This window comes from Acidobacteriota bacterium, from assembly GCA_016716435.1.
GTDB lineage: Bacteria > Acidobacteriota > Blastocatellia > Pyrinomonadales > Pyrinomonadaceae > OLB17.
In genome coordinates this window covers 167002-192430 of the sequence record JADJWI010000007.1, presented here as the reverse complement: position 1 = coordinate 192430, position 25429 = coordinate 167002, and the positions used below count along the sequence as shown (strand labels likewise).

Annotated in this window: 29 protein-coding genes; 11 read left to right on the top strand and 18 right to left on the bottom strand. The window is 57.2% G+C overall.

Annotation, left to right across the window (positions count from 1 at the left end; all coding sequences use genetic code 11):
- Nucleotides 1-37 precede the first annotated feature (37 nt).
- The 7 genes from IPM21_11870 (at nt 38) to IPM21_11840 (ending at nt 6508) form a co-directional block, all read left to right on the top strand.
- Nucleotides 38-1036 (top strand): YncE family protein, encoded by a 999-nt coding sequence (locus IPM21_11870; GenBank protein MBK9164582.1) that lies wholly within the window; start codon nt 38-40, stop codon nt 1034-1036.
- A 5-nt stretch (nt 1037-1041) separates the two neighbouring features.
- Nucleotides 1042-1545, top strand: a complete 504-nt coding sequence (locus IPM21_11865; protein ID MBK9164581.1) for a hypothetical protein — start codon at nt 1042-1044, stop codon at nt 1543-1545.
- A gap of 83 nt (nt 1546-1628) precedes the next feature.
- Entirely contained in the window at nt 1629-2453 is an 825-nt protein-coding gene (locus IPM21_11860; protein MBK9164580.1) for a tetratricopeptide repeat protein, read from the top strand.
- Between the two features lie 9 nt (nt 2454-2462).
- The gene (locus tag IPM21_11855; protein MBK9164579.1) at nt 2463-2969 is read left to right on the top strand and encodes a c-type cytochrome; all 507 of its coding nucleotides are present in this window, start codon (nt 2463-2465) and stop codon (nt 2967-2969) included.
- A gap of 1 nt (nt 2970) precedes the next feature.
- Nucleotides 2971-4140: a beta-lactamase family protein gene (locus IPM21_11850; GenBank protein MBK9164578.1), complete on the top strand. Its 1170-nt coding sequence runs from the start codon at nt 2971-2973 to the stop codon at nt 4138-4140.
- A 111-nt stretch (nt 4141-4251) separates the two neighbouring features.
- On the top strand, nt 4252-5145 hold the full coding sequence (locus IPM21_11845) for a PD40 domain-containing protein (protein MBK9164577.1): 894 nt from the start codon (nt 4252-4254) through the stop codon (nt 5143-5145).
- Between the two features lie 73 nt (nt 5146-5218).
- Nucleotides 5219-6508 (top strand): amidohydrolase, encoded by a 1290-nt coding sequence (locus tag IPM21_11840; GenBank protein ID MBK9164576.1) that lies wholly within the window; start codon nt 5219-5221, stop codon nt 6506-6508.
- A 97-nt stretch (nt 6509-6605) separates the two neighbouring features.
- Here the strand turns inward: IPM21_11840 and IPM21_11835 are convergent, their stop codons facing one another.
- The 9 genes from IPM21_11835 to IPM21_11795 form a co-directional block, all read right to left on the bottom strand.
- Nucleotides 6606-7874: an IS3 family transposase gene (locus IPM21_11835; GenBank protein MBK9164575.1), complete on the bottom strand. Its 1269-nt coding sequence runs from the start codon at nt 7872-7874 to the stop codon at nt 6606-6608.
- A complete protein-coding gene (locus IPM21_11830; GenBank protein MBK9164574.1) occupies nt 7871-8191 on the bottom strand; it encodes a helix-turn-helix domain-containing protein in 321 nt (106 codons plus the stop codon). Before IPM21_11830 ends, IPM21_11835 begins: the two co-directional genes overlap by 4 nt.
- A 581-nt stretch (nt 8192-8772) precedes the next feature.
- Nucleotides 8773-10506 (bottom strand): hypothetical protein, encoded by a 1734-nt coding sequence (locus tag IPM21_11825; protein MBK9164573.1) that lies wholly within the window; start codon nt 10504-10506, stop codon nt 8773-8775.
- 200 nt (nt 10507-10706) lie between these two features.
- Nucleotides 10707-11273, bottom strand: a complete 567-nt coding sequence (locus tag IPM21_11820; GenBank protein MBK9164572.1) for a NifU family protein — start codon at nt 11271-11273, stop codon at nt 10707-10709.
- 172 nt (nt 11274-11445) lie between these two features.
- Nucleotides 11446-11634: a hypothetical protein gene (locus IPM21_11815; GenBank protein ID MBK9164571.1), complete on the bottom strand. Its 189-nt coding sequence runs from the start codon at nt 11632-11634 to the stop codon at nt 11446-11448.
- A gap of 169 nt (nt 11635-11803) precedes the next feature.
- A complete protein-coding gene (prmC, locus tag IPM21_11810; protein ID MBK9164570.1) occupies nt 11804-12670 on the bottom strand; it encodes a peptide chain release factor N(5)-glutamine methyltransferase in 867 nt (288 codons plus the stop codon).
- Nucleotides 12667-14121: a sugar transferase gene (locus IPM21_11805; GenBank protein ID MBK9164569.1), complete on the bottom strand. Its 1455-nt coding sequence runs from the start codon at nt 14119-14121 to the stop codon at nt 12667-12669. The genes prmC and IPM21_11805 overlap by 4 nt, the downstream gene beginning before the upstream one ends.
- A 69-nt stretch (nt 14122-14190) precedes the next feature.
- A complete protein-coding gene (locus tag IPM21_11800; protein ID MBK9164568.1) occupies nt 14191-15846 on the bottom strand; it encodes a glycosyltransferase in 1656 nt (551 codons plus the stop codon).
- The gene (locus tag IPM21_11795) at nt 15843-16943 is read right to left on the bottom strand and encodes a DUF1972 domain-containing protein (GenBank protein ID MBK9164567.1); all 1101 of its coding nucleotides are present in this window, start codon (nt 16941-16943) and stop codon (nt 15843-15845) included. Before IPM21_11795 ends, IPM21_11800 begins: the two co-directional genes overlap by 4 nt.
- Before the next feature lie 97 nt (nt 16944-17040).
- Between IPM21_11795 and IPM21_11790 the strand changes: the two genes are divergently transcribed.
- The 4 genes from IPM21_11790 to IPM21_11775 all read left to right on the top strand — a co-directional run bounded on the left by IPM21_11790 (nt 17041) and on the right by IPM21_11775 (nt 19240).
- Nucleotides 17041-17841 carry a glycosyltransferase family 2 protein gene (locus tag IPM21_11790; protein MBK9164566.1) on the top strand — a complete coding sequence of 267 codons (801 nt, stop codon included), beginning with the start codon at nt 17041-17043 and terminating at the stop codon, nt 17839-17841.
- A 72-nt stretch (nt 17842-17913) separates the two neighbouring features.
- Complete coding sequence (locus IPM21_11785; protein ID MBK9164565.1) at nt 17914-18441, top strand: DUF4149 domain-containing protein; 528 nt, start codon at nt 17914-17916, stop codon at nt 18439-18441.
- Nucleotides 18442-18447: 6 nt separating this feature from the next.
- Nucleotides 18448-19029: a hypothetical protein gene (locus IPM21_11780; protein MBK9164564.1), complete on the top strand. Its 582-nt coding sequence runs from the start codon at nt 18448-18450 to the stop codon at nt 19027-19029.
- The gene (locus tag IPM21_11775; GenBank protein ID MBK9164563.1) at nt 19013-19240 is read left to right on the top strand and encodes a hypothetical protein; all 228 of its coding nucleotides are present in this window, start codon (nt 19013-19015) and stop codon (nt 19238-19240) included. The genes IPM21_11780 and IPM21_11775 overlap by 17 nt, the downstream gene beginning before the upstream one ends.
- A 27-nt stretch (nt 19241-19267) precedes the next feature.
- Here the strand turns inward: IPM21_11775 and IPM21_11770 are convergent, their stop codons facing one another.
- From IPM21_11770 to IPM21_11730, 9 genes are all read right to left on the bottom strand, one after another.
- Nucleotides 19268-19876, bottom strand: a complete 609-nt coding sequence (locus tag IPM21_11770) for a DUF2585 family protein (protein MBK9164562.1) — start codon at nt 19874-19876, stop codon at nt 19268-19270.
- Between the two features lie 115 nt (nt 19877-19991).
- Nucleotides 19992-20576, bottom strand: a complete 585-nt coding sequence (locus tag IPM21_11765) for a DUF2585 family protein (GenBank protein MBK9164561.1) — start codon at nt 20574-20576, stop codon at nt 19992-19994.
- A gap of 12 nt (nt 20577-20588) precedes the next feature.
- On the bottom strand, nt 20589-21038 hold the full coding sequence (locus IPM21_11760) for an SUF system NifU family Fe-S cluster assembly protein (GenBank protein ID MBK9164560.1): 450 nt from the start codon (nt 21036-21038) through the stop codon (nt 20589-20591).
- Nucleotides 21039-22739, bottom strand: coding sequence for a formate--tetrahydrofolate ligase (locus IPM21_11755; GenBank protein ID MBK9164559.1), 1701 nt, complete (start codon nt 22737-22739; stop codon nt 21039-21041).
- A gap of 51 nt (nt 22740-22790) precedes the next feature.
- Entirely contained in the window at nt 22791-23150 is a 360-nt protein-coding gene (locus tag IPM21_11750) for a cupin domain-containing protein (protein MBK9164558.1), read from the bottom strand.
- A 13-nt stretch (nt 23151-23163) separates the two neighbouring features.
- Nucleotides 23164-23490 (bottom strand): hypothetical protein, encoded by a 327-nt coding sequence (locus IPM21_11745; GenBank protein MBK9164557.1) that lies wholly within the window; start codon nt 23488-23490, stop codon nt 23164-23166.
- Nucleotides 23491-23540: 50 nt separating this feature from the next.
- Nucleotides 23541-23879 (bottom strand): type II toxin-antitoxin system PemK/MazF family toxin, encoded by a 339-nt coding sequence (locus IPM21_11740; protein ID MBK9164556.1) that lies wholly within the window; start codon nt 23877-23879, stop codon nt 23541-23543.
- Nucleotides 23876-24115, bottom strand: coding sequence for a hypothetical protein (locus tag IPM21_11735; GenBank protein MBK9164555.1), 240 nt, complete (start codon nt 24113-24115; stop codon nt 23876-23878). The genes IPM21_11740 and IPM21_11735 overlap by 4 nt, the downstream gene beginning before the upstream one ends.
- A gap of 51 nt (nt 24116-24166) precedes the next feature.
- Nucleotides 24167-25390: a cysteine desulfurase gene (locus IPM21_11730; GenBank protein ID MBK9164554.1), complete on the bottom strand. Its 1224-nt coding sequence runs from the start codon at nt 25388-25390 to the stop codon at nt 24167-24169.
- Nucleotides 25391-25429: the final 39 nt, after the last annotated feature.

The window sequence follows — 25429 nt, the reverse complement described above, 5'->3', positions numbered from 1 at the left end:
ACCTGACCCATTACGTAAATCAGTCAGAGTCGAAACTATGCTAATACGAGCAAACATTGCCGCATTTTTCCTGTTGATCGCCTACTTCGGTTTCTCTGGCGTTGCCGATGTCTTCGGACAGGCGAAACCCGCTGTTGTCGTCCTCAATAAGACCGACATTGATCTGGCGATCGTCGATCCCGCAACGATGAAGGTGACCGGCAGGGTCGCGGTCGGCGAAGGTCCGCATGAGGTCGTCATCTCTGATGACGGTAAAACGGCGTTTGTCGCTAACTATGGCGCTCAAACCCCGGGAAACACTCTTTCGATAATCGACATCGCGTCTGCTATGGAACTTCGCCGCGTTGACCTCGGCCCGCTGCTCAGGCCGCACGGCATTCAACTCATCGGTGGGAAGCTCTATTTCACGGCGGAGGTGAATCGCGCGATCGCCCGATTCGATCCGGCGACGAACAAGGTCGATTGGATCATGGGCACCGGCCAGAACGCCTCGCATATGATCGCCGGCAGCTCCGACCAGAAGGCTTTCTATACGGCAAATATAGGTTCGGACACGGTAACGATGTTCCGATTTCAAAATGTGCCGCCCGCGGGTTCGACGATTACTCAGATACCGGTTGGAAAACAGCCCGAGGCGATCGACCTTTCGCCCGACGGAAAAGAGGTCTGGGTCGGGCTCAACGCCGAGAACGCAGTCGAGATAATAGATGCCGCCTCGGCGAAGTCTGTCGCAAAGCTTCCGCTTGGCGGCAGGCCCTATCGCGTTCGGTTCACACCCGATGGTAGATCCGTGCTTAACACCATCTGGCAGACCAAGGAGATCGTTCTTGTCGATGCTATCTCGCGAAAGGAGGTACGGCGAATCAAGCTCGAGAGCACTCCCTTTGGCGTTGCGTTTTCTAGGGACGGCAAGACCGCGTTCATCACCGCGATACAACCCGATGTCGTTCTTCGCGTTGATCTTGAGACCGGAGAGGTCACGGGCCGGGTCGAGACGGGCAGATCGCCGGATGGCGTCGCCGTTACAGGTATCTAACAAATATGAAGAAGCTATTATTTCCATTCGTATTGACACTTTGTGTTTCGATAAATGCTCAGTTGTCGGCGGAGAAGGCGGCTCCCTTCGCTGTCGTCGAAAAGCTCTTCGCTGAGATGGCAGCGGCAAATCCGGCGGGCATCCTTGCACTCGGCACGCCTGAAAATCAACTCGTCGCCATCCGCAAGCTTCGCGATGGAACTTCGCGCGTTGAGGTGATCAGCGGCGAGGCATTCTCAAAGATGTTCACCAACAAAGAAGCCAAACTCCGCGAAGAAATGTACGCGCCCCAGGTCGAGGTCGAGGGCGACTATGCGATGGTCTATGGCCGCTATGTGTTCTTTGTTGGCGAAAGGCTTTCTCATTGCGGTGTAAACCAATTCAATCTCGTCAAGGTCGACGGCGTCTGGAAGATCGCCAACGGCGCATCGACCATCGATCCCGGAGCCTGCACCGATAGGGAAAAGGCGATGAAGCCCGATCCGAAAAAATGGGGGCTGCCGCAATGAGATTCGGCAGGTACGCGTTCGCCTTGATTCTGTTGTTCGGAACCGCGATATGTGTATCCGGGCAATCGGCAGTCTCGGCCGAAATGCGTTCCGAAGCTGATGCGGCTTACCAGAAAAAGGATTGGAAAGCCGCACTTCCACTCTACGAAAAGATCGCGTCCGCCGAACCAAACGACTTCGGCCCAAAGTATCGGCTCGGGGTGTGCTTGATCGGGTTGAGCCGTTATCGCGATGCGATCGGGCCGCTTGAGATTGTGATGACGGCCTCGCCGAACCCGGTTTTTGCGACCGCTCTTGCACGGGCCTTTGCCGGTGCGAAAGAGGCCGGAAAGATGTTCGAGGTGCTCGAACAGGCGACTAAGCTTGGAGGTATACCGGCAACCACGCTTGATGGCTCCGCCGAGTTTGCGGCCTTTCGCTCCGACGATAAATTCGTCGAGCTTTCCAACCGGCTCGATATAGCTGCGAATCCCTGTAACGGCTCGCCGGAGTTCCGACAATTTGATTTCTGGATCGGCGAGTGGGATGCAAAAAACGCTCAAGGGCTGACCGTTGGTTCGAGCAGCATTGAGCTCATCCTTTCCAACTGCGTGATCTTTGAGAATTGGAACACTCCGGTGAATAGCGGTAAGAGTTTTAACGTTTTCAACCGCAATGACAAGAAGTGGTACCAAACCTGGGTCGATGATAAAGGCAACATCAATCATTACACCGGCACATTGATCGACGGAAAGATGGTGATGATCGGGGAATCGCCAAACGTAACTCCGCGGACACTCTTGCGGATGACATTCTCGAAATTGCCGGATGGAGGCGTGCGGCAATTGGGCGAAAGCTCGACGGATGACGGCAAGACCTGGACGCAGCGATACGACTTTACGTATGTTCGGAAGCCCGGCAAGAAATAGGAGGAATTTATGCGATCGTCGCGTGTTGTAAGGTTCGGCGTGTTCGGTTTCGCTCTCTTTGCTGCCCTCAGTTTCATATTCATTGGCGATAAAGGCAGCAGAGCACAAACAAACGGGACGGCGGTAGCCACGCCGACGCCCGCGTTCGATCAGGCGGCAGCCATCGCTCGTATTCGAGAACAGGTCAAAGGCCGTGAGCAAGAACCCTCCGAAAACGTTTTTAAGAACATTCAGTTCCTCAAAGGCATCCCTGCGGGCCGCATCCCAATGATAATGCAGATGGGCTATTCGCGATCGCTTGGAGTCGACTGCACGCACTGCCACGTACCCGACAAATGGGAAGTGGACGAGAAGCCTCAGAAACAGATCGCCCGCGAGATGGCCGCGATGGTGAACAGCATCAACAACGAGAAGCTTAAGGCGATCAAGAACCTCCGCAGCGAGAATCCGACGATCAATTGCACCACCTGCCACCGGGGTCAGCTTAAGCCGGCATTGAATTTTGGAGCTAACTGAGATGCGAGCGAATTTCATAAGATACTCTTTTGCCGCCCTCTCGATACTTCTGGCCGCGGCTATCTTGGTCGGCGCACAGGGATCGACCTCGGGGGCGAACGGCCGCGACATTAAGCAGGCGATTCAGTCGAAGCTTGATGAGTGGCACGCCGCGGGTAAGTTTCCCGGAGCTACGTTCGGCGCAGTTCTCGCGGACGGCACTTCGTTTGGACTCGCCGTCGGCGTCTCGGACCACGAGACGAAGCGGCGGATGCGCCCCGACGACCGAATGCCGGCGGGCAGCACCGGCAAGACGTTCGCGGCGGCTATGGCGATGCAATTGGTGAAGGACGGCAAGATAGGCCTCGACGACAAGATCGAAAAGTTCTTTGGAAAGGAGCCATGGTTTTCGAGGATCTCGAACGCGAAGGACATTACCATTCGTCAATTGATGAACCACACGAGCGGCCTCGTTCGCTACGAGTTTAAGAAGGAGTTCACCGATTTTCTCACGGCTAATCCGTACAAAGTGTGGACGCCGGAAGACCGGCTTGCGTACCTTTTTGACGCTCCTGCTCCGTTCGACGCCGGGAAGGGATGGGATTATTCGGACACGAACTACATCGTGCTCGGGATGATCCTTGAACGGGTGACCGGCCGAGAATTTTACAGCGAGGCGAAACGCCGATTCATCAAACCGCTCAAGCTCACGAACACTATTCCGCAGGACGGGCCGAAGCTCAGGAACGTCGTGCAGGGCTATGCCGGCCCGAACAATCCCTTTGGCGGTCGCGACCGAATGATCGAGAACGGCAAGTTCATCGTCAACCCGCAGCTTGAGTGGACCGGCGGCGGCTGGGCTTCGACCGGCGAGGACCTCGCCCGCTGGGCAAAGATGATGTATGAGGGAAGAGCCTTCGACGCATCGCTCGTGCCGATAATGGTCGATGGGGTCCCGGCAAAGCTCGGGCCGAATGTAAAGTATGGCCTCGGGGCGATCATTCGGCCGACGCCCGCTGGGCTCACCTACGGCCACAGCGGCTTCTTTCCCGGCTACATGACCGACATGATGTACTTCCCCGAGCACAAGATCGCCATCGCCGTTCAGGTAAATACGAGTGTGCCGCAGGACCTCGGCAAGCCGATGGGAAGGGTTCTTGTTGAGATCGTCGAATTGGTTAAGAAGCCGTAAGCCGGAGTTCGTGCAGGATACCGGGCTCCGATGGCGATCTCTGGTGTGGTCGGCCATTCGCAGTGCGGTCTGAGATGACGCGAAAGGCGAATTGCTCGAAATGGAGTTGCTATGTTGAGATATCTTGTTTCGCTCATACTCGTCGGCGGTTTCGTCGCGGCGAATGCCGCAGCTCAAGGTGGTCCGACCGTTTCTTTTGGGCACGTCGTTTGGTCGCCGGATGGCAAGATGATCGCGTTTACCCGGATGGAGGTATCGAACACTACTCCGCGAACGATGGTCGCGGACATTTACGTATCCCGTGCCGATGGCGGCCAACTTCGCAGGTTGACCGGAGCGAACGGGAATGAGTCGTTCCCCAGCTTCTCGCCCGATGGCAAAACCATCTTTTTCGGCAGCGGTGCTCCTCGCAGCCGCGAACAGGAGATCTTCTCGGTCGGCGTTAAGGACGGCGGACTGCGGCTTGTTGCGAGAGCACCGGGACGCGACGGTGCCCCGGTCGTTTCTCCGGACGGCAAGAAGATCGTCTTCAATTCCGAGCGTGACGGCGGGTTGCCGCAGATCTACGTAATGAACATCGACGGTTCCAACCCCACACGATTGACCGAGGATGACAAGGTTGCCTTCTACAATCCGGTTTGGTCGCCGGATGGCCGGCGGATCGTTTATTATCGTGAAATTCGTGATAACAAAGATCAGATCTGGTCGATGAATGCCGATGGTAGCGACAAGAAGTTGCTGACAAATAACATCGGCCATAATTTTTACCCATCGTGGAGTGCGAACGGAAGGCGGGTGATCTTTACCAGAATGACTGGTGAGGAGCAGGAGATCTTCTCGATGAACGCCGATGGTTCCGACCTCAAACCGCTGGACATTAAGGGCTTCTTTGCCCGAGAGTCGCCGGACGGAAAGAAGATCGCGTTCATTCGAGGCTCTCAGGGGCGGATGGGACTTTATCTGAAGGACCTCCGGTCCGGCAAAGAGATCGAACTTTTCAAGTGACCCCATGTCCCTCGCAACTTGAGTGCGAAGCGCTACAATCTAGCCCGTTCGTCCCACAAAGGAGATCCAATACATGAAAAGAATGCTGACCTTGTTGGTTTGTATTGCGGCATTTTCGCACGCCGTTCCGGCCAACGATATGAGCCGCGAGATCGATGCCGCGGCGGCGAAACTGATGCCGAAGGTTACCGAGTGGCGTCGGCATCTGCACCAGAACCCCGAGCTCGGCAATCGCGAGTTCAAGACGGCGAAGTACGTTGAGGAACATCTGCGGCGGCTGGGCATGGAGGTCCGCACCGGCGTTGCGAAGACGGGCGTTGTCGGCATTCTCAAGGGCTCGCAGCCCGGGCCGGTGATCGGCCTTCGTGCGGATATGGACGCGCTTCCGGTGACCGAACGCAACGATCTGCCGTACCGCTCGCGGGCGACCGGTGAATACAACGGGCAGACGGTCGGTGTTATGCATGCCTGCGGCCATGACACGCACGTCGCGATGCTGATGGGAGCCGCCGAGGTGCTCGCCGGGATGCGCGACAAGATCAAGGGTACGGTTGTATTCATCTTTCAGCCCGCCGAGGAAGGCCCGCCCGCCGGTGAAGAGGGCGGCGCCGAGCTGATGGTGAAAGAGGGTGTGATGGACAACCCGAAGATCGACGCGATCTTTGGCATCCACATCAATTCGCAGACGCCGGTCGGGACGATCAAGTACAAGCCGGGCTCGATCATGGCCGCCAGCGACTGGTTCGAGATCAAGGTCCGCGGCAAGCAGACCCACGGAGCTTACCCTTGGTCCGGCATCGACCCGATCGCCGTCGCAACGCAGATCTACACAGGGTTGCAGATGATCGTCGCCCGGCAATCGAACCTGCCGAAGGCACCGGTCGTCATCACCGTCGGCCGCATCAATGGCGGCGTCCGCGAGAACATAATTCCCGAAGACCTCGTCATGGCCGGCACCATTCGCACGCTCGACAGCATGATGCAAAATGATGTGCACGAACGCATCCGCCGAACGGCGACCAGCATCGCCGAAAGCATGGGAGCAACGGTCGAGGTCAAGATCGACCGCAAGGCACCGGTCACCTACAACACGCCTGAGCTGGTCGAGATGATGCTGCCCTCGCTCCACAAAGCCGCCGGCCGCGAGAACGTCGTGCTCGGCGAGTGGGTCACGGGAGCCGAGGATTTTTCGTTTTTTCACGTTAACACTCCGGCCTTTTATTTCACCGTCGGCGGAATGCCGGCCGGCAAGGATCCGAAGGACGCCGCTCCGCACCACACGCCGGACTTCATCATCGACGACAGCCGGCTCGACGTCGGCGTTAAGGCATTTGCCAATATCGTCTTTGATTTCAAGAAGTAGGCCTTTCGTAATTCCAGATTCCAGATTCCAGATTTGAATCCGATCCGGACAATTTGGAATTTGGAATCTGGAATTTGAAGTTCCCCATGTTTCATTTTTAAAGAGGGGCATATCTTTCTGAAACGATTGAAACGAATGAAAGAAACGAAACGTCTGAAACGACTGAAACAAGTGAAACGCTCGGGTCGGCGAGGGGTTTCCCGGCCGAAGTGAGCATTCCGAATTCCCCATTTCGTCTTGTTTTGTTTTTTTGAGGGCATCGCGCGTTTGCGAAAACACCGTGAACACCGAAAACATCGTGAACGCCGGAAACATCGCGAACATCGCGAACGGCGTGTGTCGTCCTAGAAAAAGTTGACACATTTTGGTGGTAAACCTGGTATAGGTTTCCTGTTTTGTGTTGGTCCTGAAGAAGGTTTACGGGTATCTCCTTATATTGGTTTTGAGTTTCACTCTCAGGCCGAGGCCTGAGAGTGAAAAGTTTGGCCGGATAGTATTTCTTCCAGCGCTTCTTGAGCTCGCCGGTCCTGGCGTGGGCCTCGGCCGGGGTGAGCATATCGATCGACAGATGCGGCCTCAGGTGGTTGTAGGTATTGACCGCCTGATCGATCTGCCGGGCCGCCTCGGAGAAGCTTTTGAAGCTTGTCCGGAGCAGTTCCTGTTTGAGAATGCCGTTGACGCGTTCGGCGATGGCGTTCTCCAGCGGGTCGCTCTTTTCGCTCATCGAGATACGGATCCGTTTCCCGATCAGCTTCATGTACCGCGAGCTGTAGTATTGCAGCCCACGGTCCGAGTGGTGTATCAAGCCTTCGCGTTCCGGATTGTCCCTGAGGGCCATCCGCAGTGCCGCCGCCGGCCCTCTGGCTGTCAGGTCCTCGCTGAGGCAGTAGCCGACTATCTTTCGCGAGTAGGCGTCCGTGATCAGGCTCAGATAAGCAAACCCTTCCCGGACCCTGATATAAGTGATATCGCTGACCCACAATTGATTGCAGCGGGTCGGCTCGAAGCCCTTCGCAAGATTCGGGAAGCTCTTCATCCAGAGGCCCGAAAACGTTGTCCTCGGACTTCGCCTCCTTCTCTTTCGGACCAGCATCGAATGCTCCCGCAAGAGGTCGTACAAAGCGTCGCGGCCGATCTCTACCGAGTGCTCGCGGGCAAACCCGCTCATCATGTGATGCAGCTTTCTTACACCGATCCGCTTTTGCTCCTTTCTCAGCCTTCCTACCTCCTGCAGCACGATCTCGGCTTCGAACGCCCTCTTCTCCACTCGCCGTTTCCCCTTGTAATATGCCTGTCTCGTATAGCCAAGCAGCCGGCAGGCCTCTCCCAGGCTTCTTCCCCTGCCGCTCTCTACCACTTTCCTCACCGCTTGGCCCCAGGTTTTTTTCTGATCGGTACCTCAAATCGATCTTCCGCGATGTCGATCATCGCATTCAACAACTCGTTGTATAGCCGGGCCTCCTCAAGCTCCTTCCGCAGCCGCCTCACCTCCGCCGACCCCGACCCATGCCCAGACCCGGCAGACGACCCCGTCGCCGAACCGCCCCCGGCCTCACGACCCCTTATCCATCTATGTACAGTCGACACCGAAACCCGGTATATCCGCGCCAGTTCCCGCATCGACACACCGCCTCTCCCGTACCTCTCAACTGCCTCTCTCCTCATCTCTTCGTCTTGTTTCATCTGTTCCCTTTTACCTGTAAACCTATTTCAGGACAAGACATCTGGAACGCGTGGCGGGGATTGGGTCTTTGGGCTTTGGTATTCGTTCGCATTGTCAATTGTTAATTGGACCATCGTGAATTGGTTGAACAAGGACCTTGGTTTCGCGTCTTGGATCTTTGTTTTTTGCATTTTCACACTCGATCTTGGCATTCCGTTTAATTACTAATTGCAAATTTCTGATCACTAATTATTAAGAATGGGGGACGTCGGTTTGCTTTCTCACCGCTCACTGCTCATTGCTCATTGCTCACTGCTCACTGCTCACCGCTCACTTCCTCCCGCTGTCCATTCTCTTAGGTCTTCAAGCCAAATTGAATGGCGATCCGTGAGATATGGACGATATGGATGATATGCAAGGCTAAAGTTGCGAAGTTCGGAGTTCCAGCTTTAGCATGCTTCCCGGACGTGCATCTCGACTGCCGGAAGTAGGAACCACGAAAAAGGAAGAACAAGAAACCGGAACAAAGTTTGGCCGCGGGCTCTGAGCTTTTTGGGCTTAGAGGTCCGCGGCCGATTGGGTTGGTTTAATTGTATTTTCGCTACGCGGCGACGGCGTAGTTTTCGCCGAGTTTGGCTTCGTCGCCTTCGGCGAGGTTGGTGATCAGCTCGTAATGGAAATAGTCGAACTTCGAGCTGACAGTATCGTCAACACGCTTTTCGTACATCTCACGTGAGCGGTCGATGGCTTCGCGAAGCCGGTCGTAGAGGTCATTCGACGCACGGCCCTCGAGCACCTTCTGCTCGTTATAAAGCTTGATCTCGGAGACAAGCAGCCGGGCAAAGCGGCGGGCCTTGTTGTGCCGGTCGCGTTCCTCTTCGGGGACGTCGATCGGCAGGTCTATCGTCTTGCGGTCGAGCCGCTGTCGGCTTTCATCGCCTAAGGGCGGCGTAAGAACAGGTTCTTCAGCTACCGCGGGCGGAGCTTCGACTACAGGCTCAAAGGGCGGCTGCTCGATCTCCTCGGCTACCGAAGGCGAAGCCTCAAAACTTTGCTCCGGAGCAAACGTTTCGACCTCGGGCAGTTCGGCCGCCTGTGAGGTCGGTTCGAAGGCATAATCGGCGAATGCCGCCGGCGCGTCCGTGACGGGCTCAGGCTCAGATGATACCGGCGTCTCCGGAACGAATTCGGCAAATGTGGGCGTTTCCTCGACCTCGTAAACCGGTTCGGCCTCTTCGACCTCGGCCATCGGCTCGACCGTTTCTACCTCGACCGGCGTCGCGAAGTCGAACCCAGAGGGCTCTTCCTCTACCGTTTCAACAACCGCTGGCATCTGATACTGCTCGGCGGCGTGGTCGTAATCCGTCTGAACTGCATCCTCTGCAAAGGCCGTCGTCGTTTCGGCCACTTCTTCCGCGACCGGTGCCTGATATACGGCCGGGGCGTCATATGGGGCCGGCTCTACAGGCGCGGTGTAAGCAGGTTCCGCACTTGGCTCAACGGCCGTCGGAGTTTCATGAATTTCCTGATGAGCCACCGGATGAACGGCCGCTCGTAACTCGACCGTTAGGGCTGCGACCGCAACGAGCGATTCGAGTGCCTCGCGGTTGATCCGCGTGCCTTCGATTCCGTAATCGACATAAAGTACAGCGACTGCCCGCCCGCGGACGACGAGCGGAATGGCATACATCCTGTCCGGCCGTCCAAAGCCGAGCGGCTCAAGGAACTGATCATCATCGGCATAGGCACGGTGGGCGCCTTCGGCAGTGGCCAGCGTCTCCGAAGCACGGCTCAGCAAACTTGCCGAGTGCTCAGCAACGCGAACGTTCTGAAATGTATCTTCAGAAACCGCACCTTGCTCATTGAACGCCTTCCAGCAGACGAAAGTGCCGCTCTTAACGATAAAAAATGCTCCACGCGGAGCGAACTGATGGCTGTGTTCGACCAGCGAACGGAGGATCGCGGCCTGGGTCAGTTGGCCGCCGATGTCGCGAATAGAATCACGTAGATCGGAGTACTGGTCCTCGACGGCGGTATCGGTACGGAGCTTTTCCGCTTCCGAGAATGCCTCGGCGGCGAGCTTTGCTCCGCCATCGCGGGCGAGCCGGAGATGTTCGCCAAGCGACTCAGAAAGGCCGCGGTCAACCTCGGTCCCCTGTTCGAATTTCGATGCCAGAAGCCTGATCGCCTCGTCCATCTGGGCGCGGTGCTTGGAGAACTCCGCGTCAAAATTTCGCTGAAATTCATCAACGTCTTGGCGCATCGAGGCGGCAACGCCCTTCAGATAATTCTCGAATTCAGATCGGAGACTAAGTTCGAGTTCTTCGTTGGTCACTATACAAGATCCTCCAAAAGCAAATAAAAGGGGCGGTCCACAACACTTAAAAGGCAGTGATGAAAGTACGGAAAGGTGTTTTCTGAGGCTGGAACGACAGCTGCCCGGTGAACCGACGCCCAAAAACGATTATGGCGAAGGTCACCGACAAATGTCAAGAAATTATTGAAACGAAATGACTTGGGAGAGATTTGCCCGGTCTAAACGGCGACAACATCGATGTTCGGGTCGATCTCTTCGCGGATCATATTCTCGATCGCCATAAGCGTGCCGGTCAGCGAACTCGGGCAGCTTCCGCAGGCTCCCTGATAGCGGATCTTGAGGGTTGATTCCTCAAGCCCTATGATCTCAAGCCAGCCGCCATCGCTTGCAAGATAGGGCCGAATGCGGTCATCAAGCAGCGCGTCGATCTCACGGATCACCGGATCGTCGTCAAGCGCAGCCGCGATCGCACCGCCAACTGCCTTGGCGGCACTGCCGTTTCCGCTCCCATTCGCGACCGGTTCGGCCGCACGGATCGGAACCGCGAGCTCCGGAAGAATTTCGTCCCACTCGGCATCGTCGGTCTTTTCGACGGTCACCATCTTGTCCATGTAGAAGACCGAGACGACGTTGCCGACCTCGAAAATGGAGGCGGCAAACTGGTCGTCCTTGGCCACTTCGGCATTCTTGAACGAATGCGAAGTGCCGTATGAGACCGGTTCCTTCAAAATGAACTTTACGGCGTTTGGGTTCGGTGTTTCCTGTATGTCGGCGATCTTTGGCATTGCTTATTAAATACGTCTCAAATACAAGTTTACTAATCCTTACCTTTTTGTCAACATTCCACGCTCAAGCTCACGGAAACGACCTCGTTGGCACCCGCTGAAAATTCAAATGGCAGGCGCGAACAAAAAACGCCTGCCATTCCGGTTTATCCGCCGTGCGAACCCGCGGTCGCTATTCTGTGATGTGAATATCCTCGGTCTTGTTAACGCGGCCCGAGAAATAAACTGCACCGAGAACGACCCCGGCAATAAGAAATACAAAGGTCAGGACGATGTAGAGCGTGCTAGCCGTTTGAACGTACTGATAAAGCGAACCGGCGGCGATCAAAAGTGAAACTACCGCTAAGAGTACATAAAGCATCTTCGTAACCTCCAAGTAAGGATCTGTCAGGCCTCTCTCGAACATGATCGACGTGTGGTCTTCGATCAAGAGTTGAGGCTTCGGAAATACAGGCCGCGAAGCCCGCAACTTATGTCTGAGGAACTGCCTAATATTAATCACAAGTCGTGAAAAAAGGCAAGTAAAAGGGTTACAGTTCTTGGCTTTCGTCTGCTCGCTTGTCCGCTTCAAGAACGCGTGGAATGCCTTGAAGGTCTTTGTGAATGTTCGAGGCCTGCCAAATCGAGTGATCGATCATCGCCGCGACGGCCCCCGATTGCCCAGACCCGATCTCTATAAGGAGCTTTCCGCCCGGTTTCAAGTACCGCGGCGAGCCCTTGATGATCGCACGAATGATGGCAAGCCCATCGCCTTCATCGGTGAGCGCAGCTCGCGGTTCGAAGTCGCGAACCTCGGGCTCAAGGCCGCGATGTTCGACCTCGGAAATATATGGCGGATTGGCCGCGATAAGCTCGAATTCTTCGTCGCCGGCCGGTCCGAAAAGGCTTGCCTCGATGAACTGAATTCGATCAGCAACGCCGTGCTTATCGGCATTTTCGCGTGCGATATCGAGAGCCTTTGGCGAGATGTCGGTCGCAACTCCGTTTGCCGCGGGAACCTCGGCCGCGATGGAAATGGCGATGCAACCGGAACCTGTGCCAATATCGAGAAACCGGGGCTCGGGAACGGCGGCGAGGTACTCTACCGCGAGTTCGACAAGAGCTTCGGTCTCAGGCCGCGGGATGAGAACGTCGCGCGAGACGCGGAAATCGCGGCCGTAAAACTCCTGCCGCCCGAGAATATGCTGAAGCGGCTCGCGGCCGGCCCGGCGTTCGATCACAAGGGCAAACCGCTCCGCATCTTCCGCCGGAAGCTCAAATTCGGGATAGGCGATCAGGAACGTCTTCTCTCGCCCGAGCGTTTCCGCGAGCAGGACCTTGGTGTCGCGGGCAGGTTCGGGCGTCCCCGCGGCATGCAGTTTTTCGGTAGCAGAATTTATCGCGTCAGCAATGTTCATTGCTCGGTTCGCTCGCCGTCGCCGCGGAAAATGGCCGGCAGCGTCAGGAATATTATCTTCAGGTCGAGCCAGACCGACCAGTTCTCGATGTAGAAAATATCAAGCGCCACCATTTCTTCAAAGGTCAGCCGATTGCGGCCGGAGACCTGCCAGAGCCCGGTGATGCCCGGCTTCATATCGAGCCGTTTGCGGTGGCGGATGTCGTATTCCTCGACCTCGTAGGGTATCGGCGGCCGCGGCCCGACGATGCTCATCTCGCCGCGGACCACGTTGAAAAGCTGCGGCAATTCATCGAGGCTCCAACGCCTTATCGAACGGCCTGCAGGTGTGATCCGCGGATCATTCGCGACCTTGCCAAAGACCTCGCCCGCCGCCTCGCCGGAAATGTTCTTGCGGTAGGCCTCGCGGTGGATCTCTTCATCAGAATCGGCAAACATCGTCCGAAACTTTAAGCAAAGAAACACGCGGCCGTCCATCCCGACGCGCTCTTGGCGGAAGAATATCGGCCCGCTCGAGCTTCGCCGGACGGCAAGGGCGACGAAGGCGAGAACCGGCGAGAGAACGACGATCGCGGCGAGTGAGATAATGATGTCCGATACGCGTTTGACCAGCCTTCCGGCATCTGAGAGAGGCTCGCGAAATAGCCGGACCATCGGCAAAACGCCGATCTGCTCGACCGCTGTTTTCTGCGGAAGAAGGTCGAAAAGCTTCGGAGCAAACCGAAACTCAACGCGGTGGTCGCGGCCGACCTCCATCATCGAATCAAACAGCCGCTCGCTGCCAATGGCGGGCTCGGTGATGATCACTTCCTGAATGCCGTAGCGGCGAATGAGCTCGGGCAGATCATCAAAGCTGCCGACGATCGGGACTCCGGCGAACTCGCATTCAGCCGTCTCTTCGGTCGCAACAACGCCTGCGACCCGATAACCGAGCCCGAGCCGATCGCGGAGTTCGGCGATGGTATTTGCGGTCTCGGCATTCATTCCGACGATCAGCGTCGGAAGCAGGTTCACACCGCGGCTTCTGATCGTCGCCTGTGCCCAGCGAATGAGCAAATGGAACGCGGTAAAAAGCGCAAGGGCGATAGCGAAGTCAAGCAGAAAAACGGCCCTCGAATACGAGAACTCACGAAAGGCATAGCCACCGCGGAAAAGGAACGCCCAGGCGACGATCAGCAGCGACCCGACGGCGACGGCCTTGACGACCTTTGCCGCCTCCCGCGAATACGAAAACGCGCCCTTGAACCGATAGACGCCCTCGTAGGCAAGAAGCGCGACGCGGACGAACATCGCAAACCAAAAAACGCCGGCGTAGGGCACGAACTCCTGCGACCAGGCCCAGGCCGTTTCCGAGAGAACGGGCGCACCTTCGCGAACAACGAAAGCGGCAATAAGAGCTCCGCCGGCCAAGGCGGCATCGGCCGCACCGATGAGCACGGTGACAAGCGGCATCACAAATGCCGGAACTTTCCGGGGCGTTTCGGTTGTCGTTGTTTCCTCTTTCAGCGTCTTCTTATCTCTTCAATATCTCGATATTCGCGGCGGCACGGCAAACCGCAGATCTTCGCCTTCGGCCGTCAGGTTCGGATTGTAATACGGATCGCGTTCAAAATACTTCTGCCATCGGGCACGGAGTTCGTTGATCACGGTTTCATCGAGCTCATTCGACGCAACGGCAGACGTCGCCTCGGCCCAGGGCGTCCAGACGTTTCGCTTTCCCGCTTCGTGAAGCCGCAGGCAAAGGTCGATGCCCGCAGCGAACTGGTCGCCAAGACTCTCGTCGAATCCGCCAGCTTCAATGAATGCCTTCCGCTCGACCGCCATCGCCACCAATGAAACGGCAAGAACATTACGGTCAACCGCCAGGCCGACGAACGGCCCGAGGTCATCTCGCCGCAAGCCGCGATGCGGCCGGCCGATGCCGTTCATTATCCCGAACGCAAAGCCCGCGTCCGCGATCCGTCCGTTGGCGTCGAGCAACTTCGGCCCGACGCAGCCGACGCCGCCGATCGCCGCCCGAAAGGCGAGTTCGCTAAAACCGTCCCGCGAAAGCTTGTCGGTATTGCGGTGCAGAAACACCAGAACTTCTCCCGAGGCATCGGCGGCTTCGCGGGCAATCGCAGCGACGTTGCCGGCCGTTTCGCGAACCTCATGAGCGCCTCGGAGGTCGATCTCAGATTTTCCTTCACCCCAATGGATTACCGAAACCCTCGGCGGCTCGCCGAGGAACTCCGGCCGGTGCAGCTCGCCGCGGCCGCGGACGGCACGGGCCGCGATGCCGCTGCGCCGATAGTGCTCGGTCAGCGCGGTTCGCGCCCGCTCGTGGGCATAGGTCTTCTCGCCGCTATCGAGCGCGACCGAACCCGGGATCGCCCGCCAATGATAAAGCACATGCGGGATGTGGACGATGGTTGCGGGCGAGATGCTGTCAATAAAGCGGAGCGAGAGGTCGTAATCCTGGCTACCCTCAAACCCCGTGCGAAAGCCGCCGATCGCCCGCAGGACCTCGGTCCGAAAGACGCATAGGTGCGTGATCAGATTGAGCGAACGCATCAGCTCGGGGCTCCAGTCGGGCTTGAACATCGGCTGGAACCGCACGCCGTTTGAGTCGATCTTGTCCTCGTCGCTATAGATCAGGTTTGCATCGGGCCGCGAGGTGATGACGCGTGCCGCCTGCAAAAGAGCGTCCTCAGCGAGAAGGTCGTCGTGGTCCATCAAGGCGGTGAAATCGCCGCGGACCATTTCTAGCGCCGTGTTCGAAGCAGCGGAAATGTGGCCATTCTTTTCGCGAAAGGCGACGCGAATGCGGGCATCCTGTGCGGCAAGCTCTTCGAGAACCCGGCGAACGTGCGGCTCGGTCGAAGCGTCATCGGCGATGCAAAGCTCCCAATTTTCGTAGATCTGAGCCCGAACGGAGCCGATCGCCTCGCGCAGAAAACGCTCCTCGACGTTATAGACCGGCATAAGCACGGAGATCAGCGGCGGGGCGTCCAGTTCGGCGGCGATCTTGCGAAGCCGTTCGCGGCCAGCATCGTCGAGCGTGTCGTACCGCTCGGCCCAGCCACGGTATTCGCGGTCGCGGCGGCCCTTGTCGATCTGCCGGAGAAAGGCCGAATAGCCGGCCGAGATACCTTCCCGCCGAATGGTCCGCAAAGCCTTTTTTATCCGGCTGATCATTTCCTCACGGCGAGCTTTTCGAAGAGTGCTTCGTAACGGTCGGTGATCGAGTCCCAGCTATATGCGGCCTCGACGCGTTGCTGCGCCTTTGCCCTGTACTCCGCGGCCTTTGCAGCATCGGCGTCGAGTTCGCTGATTCGTTCCGAAAGCTCATCGAGAGTGCTGAAGGTCAAAGCCGCGTCGCCGACGACCTCAATATTCTCAACCGTCGAATATGCAAGAACGCAGTTTCCGTATCCCATCGCCTCGATCAACGCCGGGTGCGTTCCGCCGACCTCGGTCGCGTGGATGTAAACGTAGGCGTTTTGCTGGAGGGATTTGTAGCCCGAACCAAAAACGAAACCGGTGAAGATGATCCGCGGGTCGTCGGCGGCGAGTTCGCGAAGGTGCTTTTTGTAGTCCTCGGCATAGGGCGCATCGCCGACAATGACAAGCTTTCGCTCAGTCTCGGTCCGTCGAAATGCCTCGATCACCATCGCCGCGTTGTTCTCAGGCTCAAGCCGCGAGACATAGAGAAAGTAATCCTCGGGCTCGACGCCAAACTCGCTGATCGCGTATTCGTCCAGCTTTCGCTCGACGTCGGCTCCATAAGCGATCATCGTCGAATCAACGCCGTATTCGGCGAGGTAATAATCGTAGATCGCCTTCGCATCGGTCACGACCTCGGTCGCAAACCAGACCGACGCCCGCTCGCCGAGTGCATAGTAAAGCTGCCCGAGCTTGTTCCACTTTTTCCGCTTCCGCTCAAGGCCATCGACATTGATCGCGACCGGAGTTCCGGTCCACGTCAATTTCGGGATGAAGATGGCGTTTGCGGCATTGCAGATCAGAACGGCATCGAACCGCTGAAAGATCGCGTGCATCACCGAAAGATAGGTGTGCACGACCGTGTCCAGATATTTATGCTTGAGCGTCGGGAGGACGACGAGGCGTACGCCGCGGTGCTCCTTCATCGCTTTTGGAACGTGGTGCGAACGGCAATAGACGGTCACCTCATGGCCGCGGGCGACGAGCCGGGTGGCAAGCTGCTCGGCAAATGTCTCAAAGCCGCCATAGTTTGCCGGTATTCCGCGGGTGCCGAGTATAGCGATGCGCATAGAATGGCCGAGCGAGGGCAAAAAAAGAATCGTATCGCGAAAGTTTGGGAAACCGAAACCTGTTGGCATATCCTGACGGCGGATGATCGACATACTGATGTCAACATTTAACGGCGAGCGATACCTTGGCGAACAGGTCCGGTCGATACTCGATCAGAGCTTTGCCGAGTTTCGGCTAATTGTCCGCGACGACGGTTCGACGGATCGAAGCGTTTCGATTACCGAGGAGTTTTGCCGCGAGGACGGCCGCGTCACGCTGCTTCGGGACGACGACGGCAATCTCGGCCTCCGGCGATCTTTTATGCGGCTGCTTGCGGCGAGCGACGGCCAGTATTTTATGTTCTCTGACCAGGACGACGTTTGGCTGCCGGATAAGATCGAGCGTTCACTTGAAGCGATAAAGAAGCTTGAGGGGTCGTCGGACCCGAACACACCGCTACTCGTTTTTACCGATCTCAAGGTTGTGAACGAGCCGCTTGAGGCCATCGACGATTCGCTCTGGCATTATCAGCGGCTGCGGCCGGAGATCTCGCAGGATTGGAAACGGCTGCTGGCGCAGAATGTCGTTACGGGCTGTACCATCCTCGCCAATCGGGCGGCGGCCCGTGCCGCACTTCCTTTCGCTCTCCCCGAGATGATGCACGACCATTGGGTCGCCGTTAACGCGGCAAAGCATGGCAAGATCGGCTACATCAGCGAGCCGACGGTGCTTTACCGCCAGCACTCATCAAATGCCGAGGGAGGCCGGGACTTTGGTTTGAAATACGCCGCCGGCAAATCGCTCGGGCTCCGTGCGAGAACGGCCTTCTACAAAAAGGCGGCCGCTCATTTCGGCGACGTTTCGGCCGCCGAATTGATGGGGTTAAAAGCGGCCGAGAATCTGAAAAGACTTTTCTGATAGCGGCGAACGGCTTTTGCCCTTTCAAAGGAAAATCGAGATAATACCGTTTCGCTGTGCTAGTTTAATGGAATGAAGTTCGTCTCGGATATTCGCCTGCTTTTGACCGCTCTCTGGCTTGGTGCGGCGGTGTTTTTCATCTTTGTCGCGCAGAGCGCATTCGCGGTGCTGCCGGAACGTGAGCTTGCCGGGGCGATGGTCAACCGGACGCTGGCGATAGTCAACTACGGCGGACTTGCGATCGCGTTGATCCTGCTCGCAACATCACTGATCGGGCAGGCGACGGTCAACCGCTTCTGGCTCTGGACGGAACGCATCGTCCTTCTTGTTCTGGCCGCCGCAACAGCGATCGGGCAGTTCGTTATCGGCTGGTGGCTCGTCCTGCTTCGCAACGAGATGGGCAAGCCGATCGATCAGGTCGCCGCGGATGACCCGCTCCGCGTGCAGTTCAACCAGATGCACGAATATTCGGTCTGGGTCCTGATGGCGGCGATGGCCGCGGCCTTGATAGTGTTTTTTATCATCGCCAACCGAAAATTTAGCGCGAAAAAGAAAGACAACGTGGTCGATTTCGATCCGCTCAAGGACTTTAAGGTCTAGGAAAATATGGAACTCATTGAAAACGCCGATTTTTTTGAATCGATGTTCGCCCGCTGGTCGCCCAACGAGGAACTCCGGGGTTATACGTATGTGGAGAACCAGGCCGCACCATTCGTTCCGGTCCGCAGGGCTCTGCCGATGCTCAATCTTGCGCTGATCTCCTCGGCCGGGGCATACATCGAGGGCATGGAGCCTTTCGACCTTGATGCAAAGGACGGCGATCTTGAGTTTCGTGAATTTCCGAAGGAAGTGGCGGCCGAGGATATGCGGTTCGCGGCCAAGGGATACGACCCGAAGGCGGTTCAGCTCGACCGTAATGCCCAGATACCGATCGACCGGCTGAACGAATACGACGCGAACAGCGTCATCGGAAGCCTCAATCCGGTCTGGTGGAGCATCAGCCCGTGGATACCGAACGCCGTGCGGGTCGCCGATGAAATGGCACCGCGGCTTGCCGAACGGCTCCATCGTTATCAGGTTCAGGCGGCTCTGCTTATTCCGGCTTCGCCGCTTTGCCATCAAACGCTCGGCGTACTCGCCCGCGGCATCGAGGCTGAGCGGCATCCCGACAATGCTTCTTTCCGTTGATCGGAAACTGACCGAGAAGGTCCGGGCACCGAGGGTCGCCTACTACACAGGCGAGATCGGGTCGGTTGCGGGCCAGGCCGGCTGGCGCGAATATCAGCTAAGGGTTTTGGATGAATCGCTTCGCTGGATCGAGACATTTGACCAGCCGGGTTCGCGAAAGCTCGCCGTTGCGATCGAAACGCAGGTCGAAGCTGCCCGCGGGGAGAGATAGTCGGCCGTTCTGTTTGGGAACTTCGGTTTAGAGGCCGACCTGCCAGGTCTTAACGCCATCGAGCGGATAGACGATCATTAGGATATTCAAGAGAAGATTGTCTTTGATCCAAAAGATCATCAGTATCTCGACGGCAACGAACACGGCGAACGAGAAGCCGAACCCAACCGCCCGGGCGAAGAAGAACCCCGCACCACACGCCAGAATATCGACAAAGGAATTCACGACCGCATCGCCGACGTAATCGGCCGAGGCCGTGACCATCCGGTAACGGTCGATCACAAACGACGAGTTTTCGACCACTTCCCAACCGCACGCAAAAAGAACAGCCAAAAAAAATTGCCGGCGAACCGGCAACTTAGGTAGCATCAGCGTTATCAGCCAGAAGCACAAGACCCCGTGGAGCATGTGCGTCAGCGTGTAGGGGTCGATCGGGTGCTGCGAGTTTTGCCTGCTCCAGACCTCGGCCGAGAGCGGCCAGTAGAGGTTCGTCTCGCCCCAGACCTCACCGCCGGACCCGACGAGCCAGGCGGTCGTCAGAACGATGATGAACGCCGAGGCACTCCAGAAATTTGGTTGAAGGATCGACGCAACGGAATCCGATCGTGGCGATGTTTGATAAAGTGCTTCGCTCATAGCCGACTCTTGACCTCGCACTAAGTCTTGCGTATGTCAATAGAGCCGACAACAATATCTTGTTGCTGTGTAAGTTTTGGTTAACCTTTGCCGAAGAATTAAGGGCGAGTTAAGGTCAGACACCCATCTGCCAGCTCTTCACGCCATCGAGCGGATAGACGAGCATCAGGATATTGAGAAGAAGGCTGTCGCGGATCCAGAGCAGCAGAAATATCTCGACCCCAAGGAAAAATACCAGCGATCGCCACATCCCGAACTTGAGCGCGATGAGGAACCCGATGGCACAGGCGGCGAGGTCGCCGAACGAATTTGCGATCGAGTCGCCAAAGTAGTCGAGCGAAGCCGTGTTCTCGCGGTATTTTTCGATGATGATGTTGGTGTTCTCGAGCACTTCCCAGCCGGCCTCGACAACAAGCGCAACCGTGTATTGCCAGAAGCTGCCGATCTTTGGAAGCAGGAGGCCGGCGATCCAGAAGAAAAGCACGCCGTGGAGAATGTGCGTGAAGGTGTAGGGGTCGAGAAAGTGCTGCGATGTGTGGCTGCTGTTCCAGGCTTCGTTGACGTAGATCGCACCGTCGCCGAGCTCGCACCACCAAAGCCGCCCGAGCGCCCAAAGAACGGCCGTCATGGCAACCGCGGCAGCGATAAAGACCGCCGCATAGCGATACCAGTACCGGGCTAAGTTTCGCTCTTCGTCCATTGATTGACCGGCCTATTCGGTCGAGATCTCTTCCTTTTCGTGGAGTGCGGCGTTCAGGGTGTGCCAGCTAAGCGAGGCACACTTTACCCGGGCGGGAAACTCGAGCACACCGGCGAAGACGCGAAGCTTGCCAAGTTGCGTCTCGTCAGATTCGATGTCGATCTCGCCGGTGACCATTTTGTGAAACTCGTCGAAAAGCTCGTCGGCCTCGTCGCGGGTTTTTCCCTTCACGGCCTGGGTCATCATCGAAGCCGAAGCCTTTGAGATGGCGCAGCCGGATCCCTTGAATGCGACATCGCCGACCGTGTCGCCATCCATTTTTACAAACACTTGCAGGGCGTCGCCGCAAAGCGGATTGTTCCCGAATGCCTTTTTGTCCGCATCCTCGATCTCACGGAAATTCCGCGGGTTTTTGTTGTGCTCAAGAATGGTTTCCTGATAAAGCTCGTTAAGTTCTGACATCTAAAACAATCCTACAACATTCCCGTTCTCGTCGATATCAACGCGCTCGGCGGCCGGGTGTTCGGGCAGTGCGGGCATGGTCCGCATATCGCCGCAGATCGGGTAGATGAACCCCGCACCGACGCTCGCCCGCACCTCGCGGATCGGCAGTGTGAAGCCGGTCGGCGCTCCCTTGAGCGTCGGATCGTGGCTGAGGCTCAAATGTGTTTTCGCCATGCAGATCGGCAGGTTGCCGAAGCCGTTCGCTTCGTAGCTCGCGATCTGCTGGTCCGCAAAGGGCTCGAAGCGGACGTTCTCGGCTCCGTAGATCTTCTTTGCGATGGTTTCGATCTTCGTCTTGATCGGCTGGTCGAGGTCGTAAAGAAACTTAAATTCGCTCGGCTCTTCGGCCGCGGCGACAACCATCTCGGCCAGCTCGATCGCACCCTTCCCGCCATCGGCCCAGTGGGTTGAAACCGCCGCTCCAAGAGCGCCGCTCTCAATGGCGATGCGTTTCACGGCCTCGATCTCCTCGGGGTGGTCGGTCGCGAACGCATTTATCGCGACGACCGGCGTAACGCCGTGGAGCTTTACATTCTCGATCTGCTTGCGAAGGTTGGCGGCTCCGGCCTCGACGTCCGCAACGCTATTCTCAAGCATCTCGGGCGGCAGCGGTTTGCCGGCGACGATCCTGTATTTGCCGCTGTGCGATTTCAGTGCTCGGATGGTCGCGACAATGACCGCGGCATCCGGCTTGAGGCCCGAGTAACGGCACTTGATGTTGAAGAATTTCTCGGCACCGATGTCCGCTCCAAAGCCGGACTCCGTCATCAGGTAATCGGCCGTCTTGATGCCGATCATGTCCGCCAGAATGCTGCTGTTGCCATGGGCGACGTTGGCGAACGGTCCGGCGTGGACGAGAGCGGGCGTGTTCTCGAGCGTCTGCATTATCGTCGGGCGAATGGCGTCGCGCATCAGCACGGTCATCGCTCCGGCGGCCCCGATCTCCTCGGCCGTAACGGGCTTTTTGTCGTGCGTCAGCCCAACGACGATCCGGCCGAAGCGTTTCCGCATATCCTGCAGCGAAGTTGTGAGGGCAAGTATCGCCATCACCTCCGACGCGACCGTTATGTCAAAGCCGGTCTCGCGCGGAATGCCGCCTTCCATGCGGCCGCCCAAGCCCACGATGATCTTGCGGAGCGCACGGTCGTTCGTATCGACAACGCGTTTCCACGTGATGCTATGCGGGTTGATGTTGAGCGGGTTGCCGCGGAGCAGCTTGTTGTCGATCATCGCCGCGAGCAGATTGTTGGCCGCCGTTACAGCATGGATGTCGCCTGTCAGGTTGAGGTTGAACGTCTCCATCGGCACGACCTGCGCATAGCCGCCGCCGGCCGCTCCGCCCTTGATGCCGAAGGTCGGCCCCTGCGAAGGCTGCCGGAGCGTGATGACGGACCGCTTGCCGAGATGCTTCATCGCCTCGCCCAAACCGATCAGCGTGGTCGATTTGCCCTCGCCAAGCGGCGTCGGCGTTATCGCCGAGATGTCGATGTATTTTGCGTTCGGGCGGTCCTTGAACTTCTCGATCACATCGAGCCGGACCTTGCCGATGTATGGGCTACCGTAAAGGTCGATGTCATCAGGCCCGAGCCCGAGCTGCTCGGCGATCTCAATAACAGGACGAAGTTTTGCGCATTGGGCTATCTGGAGGTCTGATCTCATAGGGCGATTATCCGCGATTCCGGGTTTGTGATTTGTGACGGTACTCACATTCTACAACTCGGCCCGTGTAGCGGTGAACTTCTCATCAACAACGTTCCCGGTATTTCGGACATTAGCGGGCTCGAACAGCAATACCTCTACCTCCTCGTCAGCTACCGGCCGATGCTCGACGCCCTGCGGCACAATGACAAACTCACCCGGCGAGAGCTCGACAGAGTGGTCGCGAAACTCGATCCGGAAACTACCCTCTATCGCCATGAAAAGCTCATCTTCCTTCTCGTGCTGGTGCCAGGGAAATTCACCCTTGAACTTGACGAGCTTCACCTCCTGCCCGTTCAACTCACCGACGACCTTTGGCCGCCAGTATTCGGAGATCAGAGAGAACTTTTCTGCGAGATTTACCTTTTTCATCGGCTACGTGTTACTAGGTTTGACCGGCCTGACCACCCGAACCACCACCGAATTCTCCGTTCAAAGTCTTCGACATCTTTTTGGGACGCGAAACTCGATACAAAATGTACGCGTTGACGGCGGCGAATAATGAATACATAACGGTAAAGAAGTCTAACCCGGCTCCGTGAATCAGGGCCCATAGAAACAGAACCGAAACAATGCTCCACGGAAGGGTCAGAAGGACGGCTGCAAGCAATGCCTCGAAGCTCCTAAGTCGGCCGTCAAAATCGAAGGCTATCAGCAGACAAACGAAGACGATCAGAAAATAGACTACCGGAATGACGATCTGTCGCTTCATTTGAGAATCACCTTACGCAAATACCTCGATGACCTACTGCGTCGAGCCAGTTAAATCCCAAAAAGCACGGACAGCATCGGGTCAATCTTGGCGCGCTGCCGCGGCGAAAGTTCACCTAGGTCGCGGCGAATGATCTTCTTTGAGACGGTCATCAACCGGTGCAGGCGAATCGTCGATGCCACTTTTAGCCCGTTGGTCTGAAAGTCAGGGTCATTTGCCTGGATCACCAGATCGGTCGCTCCGGGAGCACTCGGAACTTTGCTCGTAATGAAAGCAAGAACGACATGGCCATAGGGCGCGATCTCGTCCGTTAGGCAAACGGCGGGTCTGACCTTCGTTGTCGTCAGGTCATCAAACGGAAATGGAACGAGAACGATCTTATTCCTCATACGGGCTTGCCGTCTTCAAGCGTGTAAATGTCTTCGTCTTCGTCAGACAGAAACGCGAATGCTTCGTTCCCCGCCGCCGAACGCGACCAGTCCTTTTCGTCAATGTCCTCGTCGCCGTTTTGGTCGAGAAAGACGATCACACGAACTCGAGTCTTCTCGCCCAGCGGCAAGCTGTCGTCGAGGATCAGACCATGCTTTCCTTTGATCGTTCCGATGGTTTCGATAGCGGTGACCATATTTCGCTCCGTTTTCGAAATTTTAGCACAACCGGTGTTGACCGACTCGCTTCACGCAAATACCTCAATGACCTTCTGTATCGCGTCCGCGAGTTTGTCGACCTCTTCGCGGGTGTTGTAAAAGGCGAATGAGGCACGGGCGGTCGCCGGGACGTCAAAGAAGTTCATCACCGGCTGAGCACAGTGGTGGCCGGCACGGATGGCGATGCCTTGCTGGTCGAGAATGGTGCCGATGTCGTGCGGGTGTATGCCCTCGACAGTGAAAGACAAAACGCTCGCCTTCTCGGCGGCCGTTCCGATGATCGTCACCTCCGGGATATCCGCAAGCCGTTCGGTCGCGTATTCAAGGAGCTCGTGTTCGTAAGCCGCCGCAGCTTCAAAATCGAGTGCGTTTATGTAATCGATAGCGGCGCCAAGCCCGATAGCATTTGCGATCGCCGGCGTGCCCGCCTCAAACTTTTCCGGGATCGGCGCGTAGGTCGTCTTTTCAAAGCTGACCGTCCGGATCATCCCGCCGCCGGTCTGGTAAGGCGGCATCTTGTCGAGCCATTCGCGCTTCCCGTAGGCAACCCCGCTGCCGGTCGGCGCAAACATCTTGTGCCCCGAGAAGACGAAGAAATCTGCATCGAGGTCCTGAACATCTACCGGAAAATGCGGCACGCTCTGGGCCGCATCAACGCAGACCGGCACGCCAAATTTGTGCGCCGTTGCCGTCATTTCCTTGACCGGGTTAACTGTCCCGAGTGAGTTCGAAACATGCGAGACGGCGACCATCCGCGTCCGCTCATTGAGCATCGCCTCGTATTCCTCGATGATGACCTCGCCGCGAGTGTTGATCGGGACCATCCGCACGTGGGCGCCGCGTTCCTCGGCGATCGCCTGCCACGGGACGATGTTAGAGTGATGCTCCATCTGCGTGACGAGTATCTCGTCGCCTTCATTTATGAACCGCCGGCCGTAGCTCGAGGCGACCAGGTTGACGCCCTCCGTACATCCGCGGACGAAGATACACTCGGCCGCCTCGCGGGCATTGATGAACCGCTTCACCTTCTCGCGGGCCGCCTCAAAGGCATTCGTCGCGTGCTGCGAGAGATAATGAACGCCGCGGTGGACGTTCGAATGCTCCTCAGCCAGGTACTTCGATCCGCGATCGATGACCATCTGCGGTACCTGCGACGACGCCGCGTTGTCAAGATAAACGAGCGGCTTGCCGTTCACCTCACGGTGGAGCACCGGAAAATCTTTTCTAACCTTTTCTACGTCCCAACTCTTCATTTCTTTCGGTTTCATAGGACAAAATGTCGTATCGGTCAC

Coding starts and splice junctions, on each gene's coding strand:
- IPM21_11870 (MBK9164582.1), top strand. CDS start 38: ATGCTAATACGAGCAAACATTGCCGCATTTTTCCTGTTGATCGCCTAC.
- IPM21_11865 (MBK9164581.1), top strand. CDS start 1,042: ATGAAGAAGCTATTATTTCCATTCGTATTGACACTTTGTGTTTCGATA.
- IPM21_11860 (MBK9164580.1), top strand. CDS start 1,629: ATGCGTTCCGAAGCTGATGCGGCTTACCAGAAAAAGGATTGGAAAGCC.
- IPM21_11855 (MBK9164579.1), top strand. CDS start 2,463: ATGCGATCGTCGCGTGTTGTAAGGTTCGGCGTGTTCGGTTTCGCTCTC.
- IPM21_11850 (MBK9164578.1), top strand. CDS start 2,971: ATGCGAGCGAATTTCATAAGATACTCTTTTGCCGCCCTCTCGATACTT.
- IPM21_11845 (MBK9164577.1), top strand. CDS start 4,252: ATGTTGAGATATCTTGTTTCGCTCATACTCGTCGGCGGTTTCGTCGCG.
- IPM21_11840 (MBK9164576.1), top strand. CDS start 5,219: ATGAAAAGAATGCTGACCTTGTTGGTTTGTATTGCGGCATTTTCGCAC.
- IPM21_11830 (MBK9164574.1), bottom strand. CDS start 8,191: ATGAAACAAGACGAAGAGATGAGGAGAGAGGCAGTTGAGAGGTACGGG.
- IPM21_11820 (MBK9164572.1), bottom strand. CDS start 11,273: ATGCCAAAGATCGCCGACATACAGGAAACACCGAACCCAAACGCCGTA.
- IPM21_11815 (MBK9164571.1), bottom strand. CDS start 11,634: ATGCTTTATGTACTCTTAGCGGTAGTTTCACTTTTGATCGCCGCCGGT.
- prmC (MBK9164570.1), bottom strand. CDS start 12,670: ATGAACATTGCTGACGCGATAAATTCTGCTACCGAAAAACTGCATGCC.
- IPM21_11805 (MBK9164569.1), bottom strand. CDS start 14,121: ATGCCGCTTGTCACCGTGCTCATCGGTGCGGCCGATGCCGCCTTGGCC.
- IPM21_11800 (MBK9164568.1), bottom strand. CDS start 15,846: ATGATCAGCCGGATAAAAAAGGCTTTGCGGACCATTCGGCGGGAAGGT.
- IPM21_11795 (MBK9164567.1), bottom strand. CDS start 16,943: ATGCGCATCGCTATACTCGGCACCCGCGGAATACCGGCAAACTATGGC.
- IPM21_11790 (MBK9164566.1), top strand. CDS start 17,041: ATGTCAACATTTAACGGCGAGCGATACCTTGGCGAACAGGTCCGGTCG.
- IPM21_11785 (MBK9164565.1), top strand. CDS start 17,914: ATGAAGTTCGTCTCGGATATTCGCCTGCTTTTGACCGCTCTCTGGCTT.
- IPM21_11780 (MBK9164564.1), top strand. CDS start 18,448: ATGGAACTCATTGAAAACGCCGATTTTTTTGAATCGATGTTCGCCCGC.
- IPM21_11775 (MBK9164563.1), top strand. CDS start 19,013: ATGCTTCTTTCCGTTGATCGGAAACTGACCGAGAAGGTCCGGGCACCG.
- IPM21_11770 (MBK9164562.1), bottom strand. CDS start 19,876: ATGAGCGAAGCACTTTATCAAACATCGCCACGATCGGATTCCGTTGCG.
- IPM21_11765 (MBK9164561.1), bottom strand. CDS start 20,576: ATGGACGAAGAGCGAAACTTAGCCCGGTACTGGTATCGCTATGCGGCG.
- IPM21_11760 (MBK9164560.1), bottom strand. CDS start 21,038: ATGTCAGAACTTAACGAGCTTTATCAGGAAACCATTCTTGAGCACAAC.
- IPM21_11755 (MBK9164559.1), bottom strand. CDS start 22,739: ATGAGATCAGACCTCCAGATAGCCCAATGCGCAAAACTTCGTCCTGTT.
- IPM21_11750 (MBK9164558.1), bottom strand. CDS start 23,150: ATGAAAAAGGTAAATCTCGCAGAAAAGTTCTCTCTGATCTCCGAATAC.
- IPM21_11745 (MBK9164557.1), bottom strand. CDS start 23,490: ATGAAGCGACAGATCGTCATTCCGGTAGTCTATTTTCTGATCGTCTTC.
- IPM21_11740 (MBK9164556.1), bottom strand. CDS start 23,879: ATGAGGAATAAGATCGTTCTCGTTCCATTTCCGTTTGATGACCTGACG.
- IPM21_11735 (MBK9164555.1), bottom strand. CDS start 24,115: ATGGTCACCGCTATCGAAACCATCGGAACGATCAAAGGAAAGCATGGT.
- IPM21_11730 (MBK9164554.1), bottom strand. CDS start 25,390: ATGAAGAGTTGGGACGTAGAAAAGGTTAGAAAAGATTTTCCGGTGCTC.